This window comes from Peribacillus sp. FSL R5-0717 (assembly GCF_038002945.1).
Classification (GTDB): Bacteria; Bacillota; Bacilli; order Bacillales; family DSM-1321; genus Peribacillus; species Peribacillus frigoritolerans.
In genome coordinates this window covers 1,286,626-1,302,999 of the sequence record NZ_JBBOOF010000001.1, presented here as the reverse complement: position 1 = coordinate 1,302,999, position 16,374 = coordinate 1,286,626, and the positions used below count along the sequence as shown (strand labels likewise).

At 41.8% G+C, this 16,374-nt stretch carries 18 protein-coding genes; 10 read left to right on the top strand and 8 right to left on the bottom strand.

Annotation, left to right across the window (positions count from 1 at the left end):
- The first annotated feature begins 45 nt into the window (after positions 1–45).
- Positions 46–606 carry a peptidoglycan-binding domain-containing protein gene (locus tag NYE65_RS06330; RefSeq protein WP_340860057.1) on the top strand — a complete coding sequence of 187 codons (561 nt, stop codon included), beginning with the start codon at positions 46–48 and terminating at the stop codon, positions 604–606.
- Positions 607–1,105: 499 nt separating this feature from the next.
- On the opposite strand, the gene NYE65_RS06325 is transcribed toward NYE65_RS06330, so the two are convergent.
- Entirely contained in the window at positions 1,106–1,552 is a 447-nt protein-coding gene (locus tag NYE65_RS06325; protein WP_328177533.1) for a hypothetical protein, read from the bottom strand.
- Between the two features lie 198 nt (positions 1,553–1,750).
- On the opposite strand from NYE65_RS06325, the gene NYE65_RS06320 reads away from it, so the two are divergent.
- Both NYE65_RS06320 and NYE65_RS06315 read left to right on the top strand, forming a co-directional pair.
- Complete coding sequence (locus NYE65_RS06320) at positions 1,751–3,178, top strand: phospholipase D-like domain-containing protein (protein ID WP_340860056.1); 1,428 nt, start codon at positions 1,751–1,753, stop codon at positions 3,176–3,178.
- 131 nt (positions 3,179–3,309) lie between these two features.
- Positions 3,310–4,161, top strand: coding sequence for an MBL fold metallo-hydrolase (locus NYE65_RS06315; RefSeq protein WP_340860055.1), 852 nt, complete (start codon positions 3,310–3,312; stop codon positions 4,159–4,161).
- A gap of 40 nt (positions 4,162–4,201) precedes the next feature.
- Here NYE65_RS06315 and NYE65_RS06310 read toward each other — a convergent pair whose 3' ends face one another.
- The 6 genes from NYE65_RS06310 to kynU all read right to left on the bottom strand — a co-directional run bounded on the left by NYE65_RS06310 (position 4,202) and on the right by kynU (position 9,822).
- Positions 4,202–4,549, bottom strand: coding sequence for a hypothetical protein (locus NYE65_RS06310; RefSeq protein WP_230136562.1), 348 nt, complete (start codon positions 4,547–4,549; stop codon positions 4,202–4,204).
- A 142-nt stretch (positions 4,550–4,691) separates the two neighbouring features.
- Complete coding sequence (locus NYE65_RS06305) at positions 4,692–5,324, bottom strand: LysE family translocator (protein ID WP_340860054.1); 633 nt, start codon at positions 5,322–5,324, stop codon at positions 4,692–4,694.
- A gap of 147 nt (positions 5,325–5,471) precedes the next feature.
- Entirely contained in the window at positions 5,472–6,095 is a 624-nt protein-coding gene (kynB, locus tag NYE65_RS06300) for an arylformamidase (protein WP_340860053.1), read from the bottom strand.
- A 39-nt stretch (positions 6,096–6,134) separates the two neighbouring features.
- Positions 6,135–6,989, bottom strand: a complete 855-nt coding sequence (kynA, locus tag NYE65_RS06295; protein WP_063575355.1) for a tryptophan 2,3-dioxygenase — start codon at positions 6,987–6,989, stop codon at positions 6,135–6,137.
- A gap of 46 nt (positions 6,990–7,035) precedes the next feature.
- Entirely contained in the window at positions 7,036–8,457 is a 1,422-nt protein-coding gene (locus NYE65_RS06290; RefSeq protein ID WP_340860052.1) for an amino acid permease, read from the bottom strand.
- A gap of 87 nt (positions 8,458–8,544) precedes the next feature.
- Entirely contained in the window at positions 8,545–9,822 is a 1,278-nt protein-coding gene (kynU, locus tag NYE65_RS06285; RefSeq protein ID WP_054399874.1) for a kynureninase, read from the bottom strand.
- 171 nt (positions 9,823–9,993) lie between these two features.
- Here kynU and NYE65_RS06280 point away from each other — a divergent pair, with 171 nt between their 5' ends.
- From NYE65_RS06280 to NYE65_RS06250, 7 genes are all read left to right on the top strand, one after another.
- Positions 9,994–10,608 (top strand): TetR/AcrR family transcriptional regulator, encoded by a 615-nt coding sequence (locus NYE65_RS06280; RefSeq protein ID WP_328177538.1) that lies wholly within the window; start codon positions 9,994–9,996, stop codon positions 10,606–10,608.
- A 429-nt stretch (positions 10,609–11,037) separates the two neighbouring features.
- Positions 11,038–11,385 carry a lmo0954 family membrane protein gene (locus NYE65_RS06275; RefSeq protein ID WP_034309581.1) on the top strand — a complete coding sequence of 116 codons (348 nt, stop codon included), beginning with the start codon at positions 11,038–11,040 and terminating at the stop codon, positions 11,383–11,385.
- A gap of 19 nt (positions 11,386–11,404) precedes the next feature.
- Positions 11,405–12,040: a PspA/IM30 family protein gene (locus NYE65_RS06270; protein WP_034309579.1), complete on the top strand. Its 636-nt coding sequence runs from the start codon at positions 11,405–11,407 to the stop codon at positions 12,038–12,040.
- A 157-nt stretch (positions 12,041–12,197) separates the two neighbouring features.
- Positions 12,198–12,944 carry a cell wall-active antibiotics response protein LiaF gene (gene liaF / locus NYE65_RS06265; protein WP_340860051.1) on the top strand — a complete coding sequence of 249 codons (747 nt, stop codon included), beginning with the start codon at positions 12,198–12,200 and terminating at the stop codon, positions 12,942–12,944.
- Positions 12,941–13,987 carry a sensor histidine kinase gene (locus tag NYE65_RS06260; protein WP_262870626.1) on the top strand — a complete coding sequence of 349 codons (1,047 nt, stop codon included), beginning with the start codon at positions 12,941–12,943 and terminating at the stop codon, positions 13,985–13,987. Before liaF ends, NYE65_RS06260 begins: the two co-directional genes overlap by 4 nt.
- A complete protein-coding gene (locus NYE65_RS06255) occupies positions 13,980–14,621 on the top strand; it encodes a response regulator transcription factor (RefSeq protein ID WP_328177541.1) in 642 nt (213 codons plus the stop codon). The genes NYE65_RS06260 and NYE65_RS06255 overlap by 8 nt, the downstream gene beginning before the upstream one ends.
- A gap of 126 nt (positions 14,622–14,747) precedes the next feature.
- The gene (locus tag NYE65_RS06250; RefSeq protein ID WP_318269855.1) at positions 14,748–15,047 is read left to right on the top strand and encodes a hypothetical protein; all 300 of its coding nucleotides are present in this window, start codon (positions 14,748–14,750) and stop codon (positions 15,045–15,047) included.
- Positions 15,048–15,108: 61 nt separating this feature from the next.
- On the opposite strand, the gene NYE65_RS06245 is transcribed toward NYE65_RS06250, so the two are convergent.
- The gene (locus tag NYE65_RS06245; protein ID WP_340860049.1) at positions 15,109–16,272 is read right to left on the bottom strand and encodes an MFS transporter; all 1,164 of its coding nucleotides are present in this window, start codon (positions 16,270–16,272) and stop codon (positions 15,109–15,111) included.
- Between the last annotated feature and the right edge of the window lie 102 nt (positions 16,273–16,374).

Sequence of the window (16,374 nt, the reverse complement as noted above, 5' to 3'; positions counted from 1 at the left end):
AGTGTCAGAAACCTGCAGGAGTGATCATTTGAATGGAGGTTATATGTGTTGAAGAAAAAATTATTGGTCATGATTCCAACAGTTGCCTTGATGTTGGCCCCTTTAGGAACGGGGACTTCAAATACCGAAGCGGCATCAAAGGGAAGTCAAATCCAGAAAATCGAAACGAAGGCGGAAACGCGCCCGACCCTCAAGAAAGGCTCACGTTCAAGTTATGTAAGAGACTTACAGCAAAGCCTTAAAGATGTTAAATATCATGTAGGTGTTGATGGGATTTTCGGTACCCAAACACAAAATGTGGTAAGGGAGTTCCAAGTGGATCATAACTTAGCTTCAGATGGTATCGTCGGACCGAAGACATGGGCTGCTTTAGATGAAAATAAGGTGGAAAGAAGACAGTTCACGGAGAAGGACGCGATCGCGTTAGGGAAGAAGAAGCTGGGCAGCAACATCGTATTCAGCGGTGATGGCAGATTGCTGAAAGATGGCAAGGGAAAATCATATTACAACTTTAAAGCAGCTAATAAAGATTGGATCGATCAAGGCGGCACAGGAACGATTGGGTGGTTCAACATTTATAAAGATGGCCGTGTAGTGGAACAATAAAGGATATACATGCTACATGCAAAAATGGTTCTCACTTTAAGTGGGATTTTTTTTATGTAAAGCATTAAGAGGACTAAATGCATCTATTTTTGGCTATAAATAACAAGTAAATACAGATATAATAGTAAATGGACAGCAATTTGGTATAGTGGGCAGCGGTCACTCCTTTTCAGAAAGGGGGTGTCGCTGGTGATTTCTATTATGGACGGACTGATGCTAATGATTTCATTTGCCTCTTTAATCGTCGCAGTAATCGCGGTTACATTAAAAAAGTAACCCCCTCCATACCATCCGGCCAGATGTATGTAGGAAAAGGGTTACTTTCATGATCGAGTAGCAACTGACTTACCACAGAAAGCCGCTGCTCTTTATGCAGTTTGCTGTTCATTGAGACGCTGGTTTAACCAGTGTCTTTTTTTATATTTATTATTATATCCTCATTTTCCCTATACATTCAACTAAAAAACCTGGATGTAATCTTGAATGAACGTAAAATCAATTAGATTTTCGTTAAATTCTTGCCGTTTTCCAGTTTGAATGATTTCATCCCTTTATAAGAAACAATCGCAGGAATCATACAAAGCAAGGCCATCGGTAAACAATAAAGAAGATAGAGATGCCCTCCGTTATCGAGCAAGGGAATGAAGGCTAATGCAACAAAAAGTAATGTGAAAAAAATGATCGTGAAAATCCCGAAAGATTGATGATAGAATGCATGTATTTCCCTTCTTCGTTCATCCTGGTTGGGTAAGGTCTTAACTGCTTTGTGCGTTCGAAGGAATAGGTACAAGGAGAACATTAGAAATAAAGCGGAAAATGGCAAAGCGATCGCAAATAATGAAACGTCAAGAATGGAAAGATAAAAGCTGGATAAAAAGAAAACCTCTGATACCCCTAATGCAAAACAATAATTGAAGATACTTATTCTATCATGTTGTTTAAGCATGAAATCCCTCCTTCAATATCATATTATGCAACTGCTTTCATGTTCACCACTTTGTCACATTTAAAAGGAAAAAAATTCTTCCGGTTCCCCTCAGCACCGCTCGCTGCCTAGTCGGATGTATCAAGCCTCCAGATGTTGAATAGAGTCTTTGCATTTTACGAATAGTAATAAAATATCGCTTAAAGGGGGGAGTGCTCAATGACTGTAAAAACGGCAATTAAGGGATTATTGCTTGTTCTTCTATTATATTTCCTTTATGTAGTTGTGACGGCTGTTGTTCTTTTCCCCAAAGCAGAAAAAGAAGAAGACAGGCCGATTAAACAGGTAAGTGAATATATGGGAGAGAAGGAAGCCACCGTGGATCGTGTCCTGCTTTTCGAAGACGGTTATGAGTCTGGACTCGCAAGAATGCGAATGATCCAGGAAGCAAAGCATTCAGTCGATATCGCCTACTATGCTTTTGGAAAAGGTGAATCAACCGAGCTTTTTCTTGGAGCCTTGATTGACGCGGCTGACAGAGGTGTCAAAGTCCGAATCCTCCTGGATGGATTGGCTCATGGGCTTAGAGGTCAATTAAGCAGTGCCCGTTATGCATTGGCTTCACATGAAAACATTGAATTAAGATACTATGAAACCTTTAAGCCATTTAAGCCGTGGACCTGGCATAATCGCCTTCATGACAAGATCATCACGGTAGATGGAAAGCTAGGCATCATCGGAGGGAGGAATATTGCCGATAAGTACTTAGCAAGCAAGCCGCCGTGGAATTTTGTCTATGACAGGGATGTACTCATTTTCAATGCTAAAGAGGAGAAAGATAGTGCAATCGTTGAAATGAAGGACTATTTGAATGAATTATGGACCCATCCGTTTACGAGCGATGTTTTTTCGGACCTGTCAAAAAGGCAAACGGAAAAAGGAAAACGCGAAAGAAATGCATTAGCGAAAAAATACAGCAAAGCTTTGCGCACTGAAACCGATTTCGTGAAACCAGTCGTCGATTGGAGCAAGGCTACAACACCTACTAAAAAAGTGTCCTTCATTCATAATCCGATCGAACGGTTCAACAAATACCCTATAGTGTGGAGATCTTTATTGGATATTGCTGCGAACGCCAAGCAATCGGTATACATCCAAAGCCCCTATATTGTCCCTGCGGATGCCTTGAAGGAATATGTACCGAAGCAATTGGATTCACAGGCTGATTGGACCATACTTACCAACTCGGCTGCCTCAACCCCGAACATGATCGCTTTTTCCGGTTACTTGGCTTTTAGGGATAGCGTCGTTGAGACGGGGGCAAGGGTATATGAATATTCAAAGCCTTATTCTTTGCATGGTAAATCGATTGTCTATGATCAACGATTAAGTGCAGTGGGTTCCTACAATTTGGATTCTCGATCTGCCTTTTTAAATACAGAATCGATGGTGGTCATCGATAGTGAAAGATTTGCATCACAGTTAATAGGAGCCATCGATTCAAAGATCAAAAATAGTACACTCATTGCGGATAATAAAAAATATATACAACCGCCGGAAGATCGGAAAAGGGAAGAGTCTTTTTTTAAGGCCACCTTTTTAAATGCCCTATCGAAAATTACGGTATATTTCAATAGGTTCATTTGAAACATGACTAAAAAGACAGCAATCTCAGTGATTGTTGTCTTTTTATCCTTTTGCGGAGATTATCTTATGAATACATATGTAATTTGCTATACTTGAGCAAGCTAACTACAACAATTAAGGAGAACAGAAACATGCAAACATTACAGCACCTATCGAAACATATTGCCTACCTGCCGCCAGTTCAGGAAACGGATCGCCCGGTTCTTGCCGCCGTGACGGGAAACAAGAAAACGCTCATCATCGATGCCGGTAACTCTGTCAGGCATGCACAGCTTTTTGAGGACGAATTGCGCCTGAATGATATAAGCGGGAATTTCCTCGTGCTTACCCATTCTCACTGGGACCATGTATTCGGACTGGAGAATATCGGGATTCCGGTGATTTGTCAGGAAAAAACATACACGGGCATTAAAGATATGCAGCAGCTTTCATGGGAAGATCAGGCCCTTGATCAACGAGTCGAAGAAGGGACGGAGATTGCCTTTTGTGCCGATGCAATCAAATTGGAACATGGGACGAATAGAGAGATTTCCCTTCCCCTGCCCGATATCATCTTTGAAAAAACGATGACGATCGATCTCGGCAATATAACCTGTGTCATCGAACATGTCGGCGGCGACCATGCCAATGATTCCTGCATCATTTATATACAGGAGGAAAAGACCTTATTTCTGGGAGACTGCCTGTATGCCAATCTTTATGCGGAAAAATGGAATTATACGGCTGAACAGGCTTTGCTGCTTCTTAAGAAAATAGAAGCCTATGATGCCGAAACCTATATACTTTCCCATCATGATCAGCCTCGCACGAAACTGGAGATGGAGGCGGAGCTTAAGCTAATGAAAGAATGTGCCAGAGCGGTGGTCGAACATCGGGGAAACCGGGCTCTAATGGAGCAGGAATTGGCTAAAGAATTAAAGCGGGGTTTAACTGAGGACGAGCTCGAAACGATTGGATTTTTCGTGAATGGGTATGTTGAGTGACTGAACTCTAAAGTTGGGTATGAGCTCGGCATTATTGAGCTCATACCCAGGCCGATAAAAAAGAGATAATAAACGTTATTAGTGCTGAAAGGGTGAGAACTGATAGGAAGCCTGATATGATTTTCCCTGCTTTTGCTCCTCTATTATCAGGATATATATGACCAATAATAAAGGAGGGGATGAAAAATATAGCCGAATAGAACACTGTATAATGAATACCTGAATCTCCATTTGACCAGGAGCTAAGTCCGATAGTATGTAAAATATGATCTCCCATGCAAGATTTATCGCCAAATTCAAACGTAAACAATATTCCCAATAAACATAGCACGAAAGAAAGTGAACCTAATCCGATATCTTTTGTTTTCTTAACTTCAATGGTTGCCATGTTCTTTTTCCTCCTTGCATTAAAAACCAAATTATGGTTTTGTAACATAACTCAGCAAGTACTTAAATCCCTACACCTGTACCAGAACCCTGATATATTAAAACTGCACCTCCAATGTCTAACAATTAGGGTGCAGTTCAAATTAATTATGAGCTTTTTCTAGAGCTAGTTTTATCCCGAAACCAATCAAGACTGTCCCGGTTATTCCCTCGAATATCGCTTGGGTTCTAGGCTTTTTCATAAAAGCACTGATCTGGTTCAGCAGATAGATATAAAATACAAACCACAACGCAGTTAAAACGGTATACGTCATGCCCATGATCAGGAACGGTAAAAACGTATCATTCCCCGGATTCACGAACTGAGGCAGAAACGTTAAAAAGAAGACGGCCACTTTAGGGTTCAGCAGATTGGTAAGGAACCCTTGCTTAAAGCATGACTGGTTTTCGTACTTACTTTTGTCCGTCGTTTCCGCCGCTGCGGCCACTTGCTTATTCCTTAATCCCCATAGTGTCTTGAAGCCTAGATATACCAAGTAAACGGCACCGGCATATTTGAAGATGGAAAATAATAAAGCGGATTTTACAATGATTGCTGAAAGTCCGAACAAGGCAGCAGATGTATGAATGAGCAGGGCACAGCATGTGCCGAACATCGTTTTAAAACCTCCCGAAGTCCCCACGGTAACGGTGTTCCTTGTGGCTATTGCTGTATCTGGACCAGGTAAAATGATGAGAAGGATGCACATGATGATGAACAGATAAAAGTTTTCCATATTCGGACCTCCACTCTTAGTGATGAATTCTGAAAATTATAACATAGATGCACGTGGTTTAGGGAGATAAATTTGATAGCTGATGATTACAAAAAAAACAAGCCAAATCAGTTTTTGATCTGGCTCGTTTTTTTGAAAACATTTTGTTTAGGGCTTTTTCAACACAGCACGTACCGGACTTCCATCTGCTTCAACCAAAGGAAGAGGGAGGGCTGCCAATTCATAATTACCCGGTTCGATGTCGTCTAATACAAGTCCTTCCAAAATGTGAATGCCATGATCGGCAAGTTCATGGTGGGCAGACAGCTCTTTACTATCCAGTGGATCTACTGATGGTAAATCAAGTCCAATAAGACGGACGCCGTGTTCTGAAAGATATGCCGCTAATTCTGGCTGGATATGTGGAATGGTTTGTGGAAACACACTTCGATCCTTCCATGCATCCGTGCGTATTAACAGACGGGTAACGCCTTGTAGATCTATATCGGCTAATTCATCGACTCCGATGCTTGTCTTGTTTGGTAAATGGATAACTCGGGCATTTCCCATATATAAGTCGAGATCTAAATCAATCACTCTTTTTCCATTATCATCAAAATGAAAAGGTGCATCAATATGGGTACCGGTATGGATACTCATATTGATTTGACCTACATTGACAGATCCGCTCTGTTCTTTACTCCAATTGACTTTATAAGAGAAAGGTGTATCTCCAGGCCAGACTGCAACGTTATCATCCAGACGTTGTGAAATATCAATCCATGTCCCCATGCATTTACCTCCGTCTCTACTGGCTGTTTCTTGAATATCTTATAGCTTCGTTCTTAGACTCCATAGCTCTGGGAAAAAGTGTTGATCCAGTGCTCTCTTTAAATACGTTACACCTGATGATCCGCCCGTTCCTTGTTTATTACCAATAATCCTTTCCACTGTGGTCATATGATTAAAACGCCATAATTGCTGTTGGTGGCCGATGTCCACTAACTTCTCGCCCAGCTCATATAAGTCCCAATATTGCTCCACATCGCGGTAAACTGTCAGCCATGCCTCTTCTACACTGGCATTTGGTTCATATCTTTGGGACCAATCCCTGCTGAGGGCTTCTTGATCAATAGGTAATCCGCGTGCCACAAGAGCATTGATCGCCGCGTCATATATACTTGGCTCATGAAGGGCCTGCTGCATTTGCTCGTATAAATCCGTTTGGTGCTGATAGACGGATAGCGTATGGACATTCTTGTTTCCTAATGCGAATTCAATCAAACGATTCTGGTAAGATTGGAATCCGGAAGATTGTCCCAGTTTATCTCTGAACTCCATGTATTCAGCCGGTGTTAAAGTTGAAAGGACATTCCATGACTGGATCAATTGCTGCTGAATCCTCGAAACCCGCGACAGCATTTTAAACGAGGGTTCCAACTTGTTTTGGCGGATGGACTCAGTTGCTGCTGTCAATTCATGTAAAATGAGCTTCATCCATAGCTCACTCGCTTGATGGATAACGATAAATAGCATTTCATCATGATGATCGGAGCATCTATGCTGACTGGTTAAAATTTTATCAAGGTGGAGGTAATCTCCGTAAGACATCGATTTTTGAAAGTCGGTTTGGATTTCTTTCTCTAGACCCGTTATTGTTTGTTCATTTTTATCTGTATTCTTCATTCCGCAATCTCCTCACTTTTCGCAAAAAACTATTTATTCCGCCATTCTATTCTATCTTCTTTTCCAGAGATTCTTCCATTACATTATGGTTAATATTTCTTCCTTTTGAAATAAAATAAGCAACAGCTAAAAAAAGTAACCAAGGAATTCCGAATTGAAGCATGATTTTGAAATCCGTAAACCATGACGTAATCATCAAACTGAATAGAAGAACAGCCCCTAGTATCGTTAAATAGGGGAAACCGATCATCCTAACAGGTAATTTGCGTCCGCCGGTTTTCTCCCATTTCACCCTGAAAAACAAATGGGAAATGAAGATCATGAGCCAAGTGAACATGGCACCGAACATGGAAATCCCCATCATGAAAGCATAGGATGAACCAGGAAGTAACGCATGAACGCCTGCAGCGATGAAAATCCCCGTTGAAGAGACAGCAAGGGCTTTCGTAGGAACACCGTTTTTGTTTAACTTTCCTAAAAAAGTAGGTGCATGTTTTCCGCGTGCCAATGAAAACATCATCCGTGTTGAAGCATAGAGCTGAGCGTTCATGGCAGATATGGCAGCCGTTAGAATAATAAAGTTCATGATCCCGGATGCACCTGGAATGTTCAGGATTTCCATCACTTTTACGAATGGGCTTACCTCGATCCCGGCCGTTTTCCAAGGAACGATCATCAGCATGATGCCGATTGTCAGCACATAGAAAGTGGATAAACGGAACACAGTCGCTTTTAATGCTTTTGGGACGGCGGCATCCGGATCTTTTGCCTCCCCTGATGTAACCGCTATCAATTCAGTTCCAAGAAAGCTGAATAAAGAAATAAATACGGCTATCCACATCCCCTTCAAACCAAATGGGAAAAAACCGCCTTCATTCACGAAGTTTTCCGGTCCTATATGCGGCTGTTCGGATGTACCGAACAGTACATAGGCTCCAAGTAGGATAAAACCAACAATGGCACTTATTTTAATAAAGGAGAACCAATACTCAAATGTCGCAAATGTATTCACGCTGGTAGCATTTACATAAATCAGGACACCTGCAAACAACAAAATCCATACGATTCCCGGCACGTTCGGAAACCAATAATTCATATATACGCTGACTGCACTTACTTCAACCCCAACAGCCAAAACATTGCCAATCCAATAGGAATAGCGGACAAGATAGCCTGCCATTGGACTCATGTACTTTTCCGCAATGGCCCCAAAAGATCCGGAAGTAGGGTGGGCAACCGTCATCTCGGCTAGACAGCCCATCAATAGTAAGACAATGAACGCCCCAAGAGCATAGCTGAGCAATACACTTGGCCCTGCCGCTTGAATCGCAAGTCCGCTGCCAAGAAATAGCCCCGTACCGATGGCACAGCCCATCGCGATCATGGAAAGCTGACTTGTTTTCAGCTCTCGCTTTAATCCCTTTTCTGGCTCATCTTTAAAGTTCAATTGAGTATTGTTTTTCTCCATAGTTCATCTCCTTTTTATCAAAAAGATTTTACCTGCCCTAATTAATTAACCATTTGAGGGATGAGCCCCATCTGGCGGAACTCCGGGTCATGCGACCACTTCACGCTCATTCTTGTATTTTTCATATTGTTTTTCTGACATGATTTTCTTGAGTATTTGTACAACTTCCCAAACTTCCGCATAAGAAGTATAGAGTGCAACCGGGGCGAGGCGAATGATATTAGGTGCACGGAAATCGGGAATGACACCGTTCTCTTTCAATGCCTTGCATATCCGTGCAGCTTCTTTATGCTCAAGGCTTACATGACCTCCGCGGCGGATGTCTTCTCTGGGAGTTCCAATGAAAAATCCCATGTCTTCCAATTCGAATTCGACTAAATCCATTAAATATTGATTGATTTTCAGGGATTTTTCACGAATATTTTCAATTCCAGCTTCTATGAAAATGTCCAAAGACCCAATCAAAGGTGCACAACTTAACACATGCGGCGTGCCAATTTGATACGCTCCTGCTGATTCAGCTGGTGTTAAAGTATGTTCCATATCGAATTGTTTATCTTTTTTGGAGCCGAACCATCCAGCCAATCCAGGCATCGTCCCAAAATGTTTTCGATTTACATATAAACCGCCAACACCGCCAGGACCGCCATTTAAATGTTTATAATTACACCAATACGCAAAATCCACATCCCATTCGCTGAATGAATGCGGGATGGCACCGATGGAATGACATCCGTCAAATCCGATTACAATGCCTCTTTTATGAGCTTCATCAGTCAATCGTTTCATATCCAGTATTTGACCGCTGCGATACAGGACCGTTGGCAAGATGATCAAAGCGATGTCATCGGTCATTGCTTCGATGATGTCATCTTCTTCAAGAAATCGGCCATCACGGCTTTTCACGCGGATGAGATCGGTTTCCGGATCGTATCCATGTGTACGCAGCTGACTTTGGAGAGCATAAATATCAGTCGGGAAGGTTAATTCATCAGCCAAAATCTTTCTGCGCATTCCTTCAGGCTTATAAAAAGTAGCGACTAGCTGATGCAGATTTACAGTTGTGGAGCCGGTTACAATAACTTCCTCGGGAGAAGCTCCGACCAATTGGGACATCTTCGCGCCCAATTTCTCAGCCATGAAAAACCATGGGTGATTCCCTTGCGTCCATCCATCAATCCCATGCTCTTTCCAATCTTCCAAAGACTCCAGAAGTGTGCGTTCAGCCCTTTTTGAAAGAAGCCCCAATGAGTTTCCATCCATATAGATAGAATCCGGCTTTAAATAAAACTCTTCTCGAAAACCTTTAAGCGTATCATTCTCATCCATTTGTTTAGCATGATCCAATGTATATTCAGAAACCATAATCATCCTCCTATATTAGTTTTTTTAAATTCTAGGAGAATCGTACCAAAGAATATGACATGGTGTCAATAAGTTAATTCAGAAAATTATAAACACTCAAGCTGTCATTCCAACAAATGTTTTTTATTTTATGGAAATCCTTTATGCTAGAAGATAAAGGGAGGAATAAGCATGGAGAATGGCAAAACAGGGGATAAACGGCATTTACGCTCGATCATGACACGACAAAAGCTATTGGAAGCTGCAAAGGAAATATTTCTTGAAGAAGGTTATCAAGCTGCGCTTATTTCCCAAATGATCAAAAGAGCAAACATCGGATACGGGACGGCCTATGTTCATTTTAAAGGGAAAGAGGATCTGTTAATTGTATTAATGGAAAATGTAATGGAGCAATTCTATGAAATTGCCGAGACCTCTTTCTTTCCAAAATCAAAAGACGAAGCAAAACATATCATCAACAGACAAGCTAATGCATTTTTGAAAATGGCAGAAGCTGAACGCAACATGATGCAGGTCTTCGAACAGGCCATTGGGATATCAACCATTATTTCAGATAAATGGAAAGCGATCCGCATGAAGTTCATTCAGCGAATCTCAAAAGACGTGGCCTATGCACAGCAAAATGGACTGGCTAGAGCTGAACTAAACCATGAGCTTGTCGCAAGAGGATGGTTTTTCACAAACGAAATGTATCTATGGGAAATCGTGCGAAACGAACATCAAAGTTCAGTAGAAGAAATATCTCGAACCATCACCTCAGTCTACGTCGAAGGCTTATATGTGTAATGATGATGGCAGCTAACCAATCTTCCGATTATATACAATCGGAAGATTTTTTTATTTTCAAAACTCACGAGTAAACTGTCCAAACTCAGGAGTAAATGCAAATTTACGAGTAAAACAGCAAAATTCACGAGTAAATAGCGCAAATTCACGAGTAAAGTGCCCAAACTCACGAGTAAAACAGCAAAACTCACGAGTAAATAGCGGAAACACGGGAGTATATCCTCAAACTCTGGTATATATCACTCAAACCCACGAATATATCGCTCAAACTTACAAGTAAGGTGCAAATTCCCGAGTAAAACACCCTCCTCATTAACATAAGACTTACAGCGTCTACGCCTTAAGTCTTACTAGAAAATATAGCTAAGGCTCATTATACGAACTTGTAAAAGTAGATAAGATATAAACATAGAAAGGAGGACGAAAACAATGAAGAAATTTGGTTTATTTATTGTAGGACTGATCGCACTTTTCCTGTTGCTGGCGAACGTTGGTCCACTGATCAGCCTGGCGATTTGCTTGGCGATCCTATACTTTGGGTTCAAGCAGTTCATGAAGTCCGAATCGACAGGGGCGAAGATTGCGTGGGGATCAGTCTCCATTATCGTGCTGATCGTTTCTATTTCCCATATCCCGGCAATATTGGGACTGGTGGCAGCTTATGTTCTTTACCTGGTTTATAAAAAATGGAATGAAAATGATGAAAGTGCTTCATCGAAAGAAAGTGACCCATTCTCAAATTTTGAAAGAGAGTGGAAAGAGTTGAATAAGAACTAATAGAAGGGATGTAATTGGAATGGGTAATTTATTTTCAAGAATGAAACAAACGATTTCGGCTGATTTTCACGATCTGTTGGATAAAAAGGAGCAAAAAAATCCAATTGGGATGTTAAATCAATATTTGCGTCAATGTGAGCAGGAGACGGAAAAGGTCGGTAAGTTGCTTGAACGTCAGTATCTACTGAAAGAAGAGTTTACGCGTGAATATAATCAAGCGCAAAATCTGGCTGAAAAACGTAAGCATCAGGCTGAGATTGCCAAGCAGTCGGGAGAGACCGATTTGATGGAGTTTGCTGTCAAGGAAAGCCTGCACTATGAAGAGCGGGCGCAAAGTTTGAAAGAGGCGCATAAAAGTGCAGAGGTTCAGTTGGCTGAGCTGGAGCGGAAATATGAAGAAATGAAACATAAGCTGAAGGATATGCATCTAAAGCGGTTGGAACTGATGGGCAGGGAAAATATTGCCCGGGCAAACAACCGGATCAATCGGGTTTTGGACGGAGGCAGTTCCGAAGCCAAACCGGTAGCGATGTTTGAAGAAATGGAGCATTATATCGATCGCATCGAGCACCAGGTCCATACAGATTATAATCGGCATACGATCGATGCCAGGATTGTTCAGCTTGAAAAAGAATTGGAACAGAAAGAAGCGTAAAGTTTTTTTAAGGCATCGCTGTCATCCCCTCGCCTTTTGGAATGGAGGGCGGGGGAAAACAGGCTGTCAGAACGTGACAATTTCATGGTATTCTTAAAAGGCACGGGTTTCTGTGCCTTTTAAGAATATCGTGATCATATAAAGGGGAGGCGAACCGATGTTGAACAAGATGAAGACGGACTATATGGGATGGATACTTCTCATCGGAGTCGTCCTGATTTTTTTAGAGATTGCATTTACGGGTGGAGGTCTCCTTTTTTCCCTCGCTTTTTCAATAGGATGCATCTATTTAGGCAGGAAATTCACAAAACGGACAATCGGGAAAATCCTATTTTTTATAGGGCTGATTTCGCTTATCATCAATGTCTTGAATATGTTCGTCTTTAAATTTTTCCTAATGGCGATCCTCATTTATCTTTTGTTTTTATATTATCAGTCCAAAAAGAATCCTGATTGGGTCAGTCCCATTTTAACCAATGATGATTCGGACGAAGAAAAGATCAATAAGGAACGACTGCTGAAAACCGATTATCTATTTAAAAATAAGTTGTTTGGTCATCAACAAACGACCGGACATGTATATGAATGGAATTCCGTGAATGTTCAGGGCGGGGTCGGTGATACGGTTATCGATTTAAGCAAAACGATTTTACCGAAAGGCGATGCTGTCATTTCGATCAGGAATATCATTGGCAATATCACCGTCCTTGTACCGTATGGCATCGAAATCAGGGTCCATCATTCTGTCATTGCGGGCAGGGCGCGGATTTTTGAAAATAAACCTGAATCCAGGGTCTTTAATCAAATTTATTCCTACCAAACAGAAGGGTTCAATGAAACGGATCACAAGGTTCATATCATCACTTCAATCTTAGTTGGCGATTTAGAGGTGAAGCGGATATGAGCATAATGACACGGCAGATATTGACTGCCCTTGGTGTTGCTTTCGTTCTTTCCCTTGCTTTGCCGGCGATGGTATTCTTCATCTTTCCTTTATCCGATTGGAGTGTATTGTGGGAGAAAGTGGTCATGGGATTACCCTTCGTCATATTTTTGCCAAGCCTGGTCATGACGGTAGGGCTGATTTATGGAGTCGTTTCGGGGATGTTTTGGAAGAGACAGCTTGAAAGGGTGGATGAAGGTCTGCATTTCCTTGAACAGGGCCGCTTACCCTCGCAACAGGAAACGTATCCAATTCAAGAGATGGCTAAAATGGAGGAACGGATGCAACTGATCTATAAGCAAATCAATGAGCAGACTAAATTATCGCAAAAAATGGCGAATGAAAAGGCCATTGATCAGGAGAAACAGATCCAGGAAATCGTTTCCCAGGAACGAAACCGTTTAGCGCGGGAGCTGCATGATTCGGTGAGCCAGCAATTGTTTGCGGCTTCGATGTTCATGTCGGCCATCACCGAATCACAATCCGATATGGAAAAAACGGAAATGAAACAATTCAAGGTAGTGGAAGAAATGATCCATCAATCCCAGCTTGAGATGAGGGCGCTATTGCTTCACTTGAGGCCTGTTGCATTAAAGGGAAAATCTTTACATGAAGGAATGAAGGAGCTTCTTTTGGAATTGGCCCAAAAAGTGACGATGGATATAAATTGGAAGATGGAGCCTGTCACTCTGGATAAGGGGATTGAGGACCATCTGTTTCGGATTTTACAAGAATCGATTTCCAATACGCTGAGACATGCAAAAGCGAATTCGCTAGAAGTGTTATTGATCGTCCGTGATGGAATGATCATTTTACGAATAACGGATGACGGCATCGGTTTTAACGTCGAGGAGTCGAAAACGGGATCTTATGGTCTGCAAAACATGCATGAACGGGCTGTTGAATTAGGCGGGACGATGCAAATTGTAAGTGTTCCGAATAAAGGAACGAAACTTGAAGTGAAAATCCCATTATTAAATGCTGGAGGTGATCATCATGATTAAAGTATTATTTGTCGATGACCATGAAATGGTAAGGATAGGGGTATCGGCTTATTTATCCGCGCAGTCGGATATCGAAGTGATCGGGGAAGCGGACAATGGTTCGAAAGCTGTAGAACTGGCAATGGAATTGCGTCCGGATATCATTTTAATGGATTTGGTGATGCCGGAAATGGACGGCATAGAAGCGACGAAACGAATTATTGAAAAATGGCCAGAAGCGAAAATCATCATTGTGACAAGCTTCCTGGATGATGAAAAAGTGTACCCGGCATTGGAAGCCGGAGCGACGAGCTATATGCTGAAAACATCAAAGGCAAGCGAGATTGCGAGAGCCGTCCGTTCCACTTTCCAGGGTCAAAGCATACTTGAACCTGAGGTGACGGGAAAAATGATGGAAAAGCTGCGTCGCCCAAAAATCACCCAGCTTCATGATCAATTGACAAACCGTGAAATGGAAATTTTACTGCTGATGACACAAGGGAAAACGAATCAGGAAATTGCCGATGACCTATACATAGCCCTGAAAACCGCCAAAGTGCATGTCAGCAATATATTAAGCAAGCTTGCCGTGCAGGACCGCACGCAAGCAGTGATCTACGCATTTAAGCATTCGCTCGTTCAAGAAGAAGAGTAAAGAGCGTCTATTTACCAATAGAGGAAAGTTTGGTGTATTTAGGGAAACATCCCATCCTGTAAAGTTCATTCAAGGTTGCTGATTGCAGCCTTTTTTACGGATTACAGGAAAAAAGCAGGTGAAATGATGTTAAGAGTGATTTTAGAATTATTTCGTATAATCACCATTATTTTCGTTATTGGAATGATTATGGGGCTCATCATTCATTCAATCTATGCGATTTTTGGAATAACCGTAGAGAATACCACGGGCGGATGGATCGTTGGTATGGCAATTTTTCCATTACTTTATGTACTCTATAAAAACCGGCTTCAATTTTCAGGTTTCTATAAAAATGGCAAACAAGTAAAACTCTCAAACAGGACAACTGCTATACTGCTTTGCTCCTCTGTGTTAATGTTGACGGTTGCCCCTTTATTTCGCTAACGGAATGTAAAAAGAGCATGTTTTATTCAAAACATGCTCTTTTTTATACCGTTTTTTTAGATTATACAGCTTCCTCTGCGGTATCGAGCCTCGTTCCGTATATCCGATAAAGAACCAAAGCGAATACCATTCCTACAAAGGAGATGGAGGAAATGAACAAGTATAGGGTCTTCCCGCCATATGCTCCATATATGGCTCCGCCTATATAAGAAGCAATGATTCCCGAAACCCCGAAGAATAGCAGCGCCAGTACGGTCTGGCCTGTGGCACGCCATTCCACTGGAACAATCCGGTATAGATATTGGATGGCCGCTGAGTAGAAAATCGGGAAAGTCAATAGCTGCATGATTTGCAAATAAGCTAATAGCTGTGGATCGGTAATCCACGCAGAGACGAAATAACGGATAAAGAAAAATGCTGCTGCAAACGAAATGATGATGATTTCCTTACCTTTGCGCAGCCACCAAAAGCTTAGGGCGAATACAACGATTTCACTTCCCGCCGCCAAGAACCAGGTCAAGCCAACAAGCTTGGCACTTCCTCCAAGTTCCCGGATATATACTCCAAGGAAGGTATCGTTCATCCTTGCTGGAACAGCACAGATAAAGACCAATAATAGAAAGAGAAGCGTCTCTTTGCTGCTGAAAAAATGCTTAAGGCTGCTTAAGGTGACAGGTTTCCCTGAAACGGGAGCATCAGGCATCATCCAGCTGACGATGAAGCTGATCAAACCTATTCCTGCAAAAAGGAACGCAAGGCTGTTCGCTCCGAAATATGACATAACATAGCCGGTGATCAGCGATATGACCGCATAACCCAATGCACCATATGTCCGGATGGAGCCGTAGCTGATCCCGGATTTCTCTGCCAGTGTAAAATTGAGGCTTTCCGTCAGGGGATCGATCGGCATCAGAAAGAAATATAGCAGCATGGCAAACAGGATGAGCTGAAGATAACTGCTTGAATCATAGAGGAAATAACCGATTACGCTCGAGAAAAAGATGAGTAACAACAGGACTTTTCGTATAGTCCTTGTTTTGTCGCTGATCATTCCCCATAAAGGCTGGGTAATGAGGGTGACAAAACCTCCTGTACCGATGATGAATCCGATTTGGGCTGGACGCAAACCTTGATCAGCCAGATAGACTGGGAGAAATGGAATGAAAATGGCAAGCAGTCCAAAATATAAAAAGTTAAAACTCTTTAATAATCGTATTGCTTTCATAAAAAATATAATACCTCACGTGTTCTATAGAGTGGATTGATTTCAGACCATGTTATTGTATCATTGATGACAGAATTTGAAAAAATAGTTTTAAAATAGATT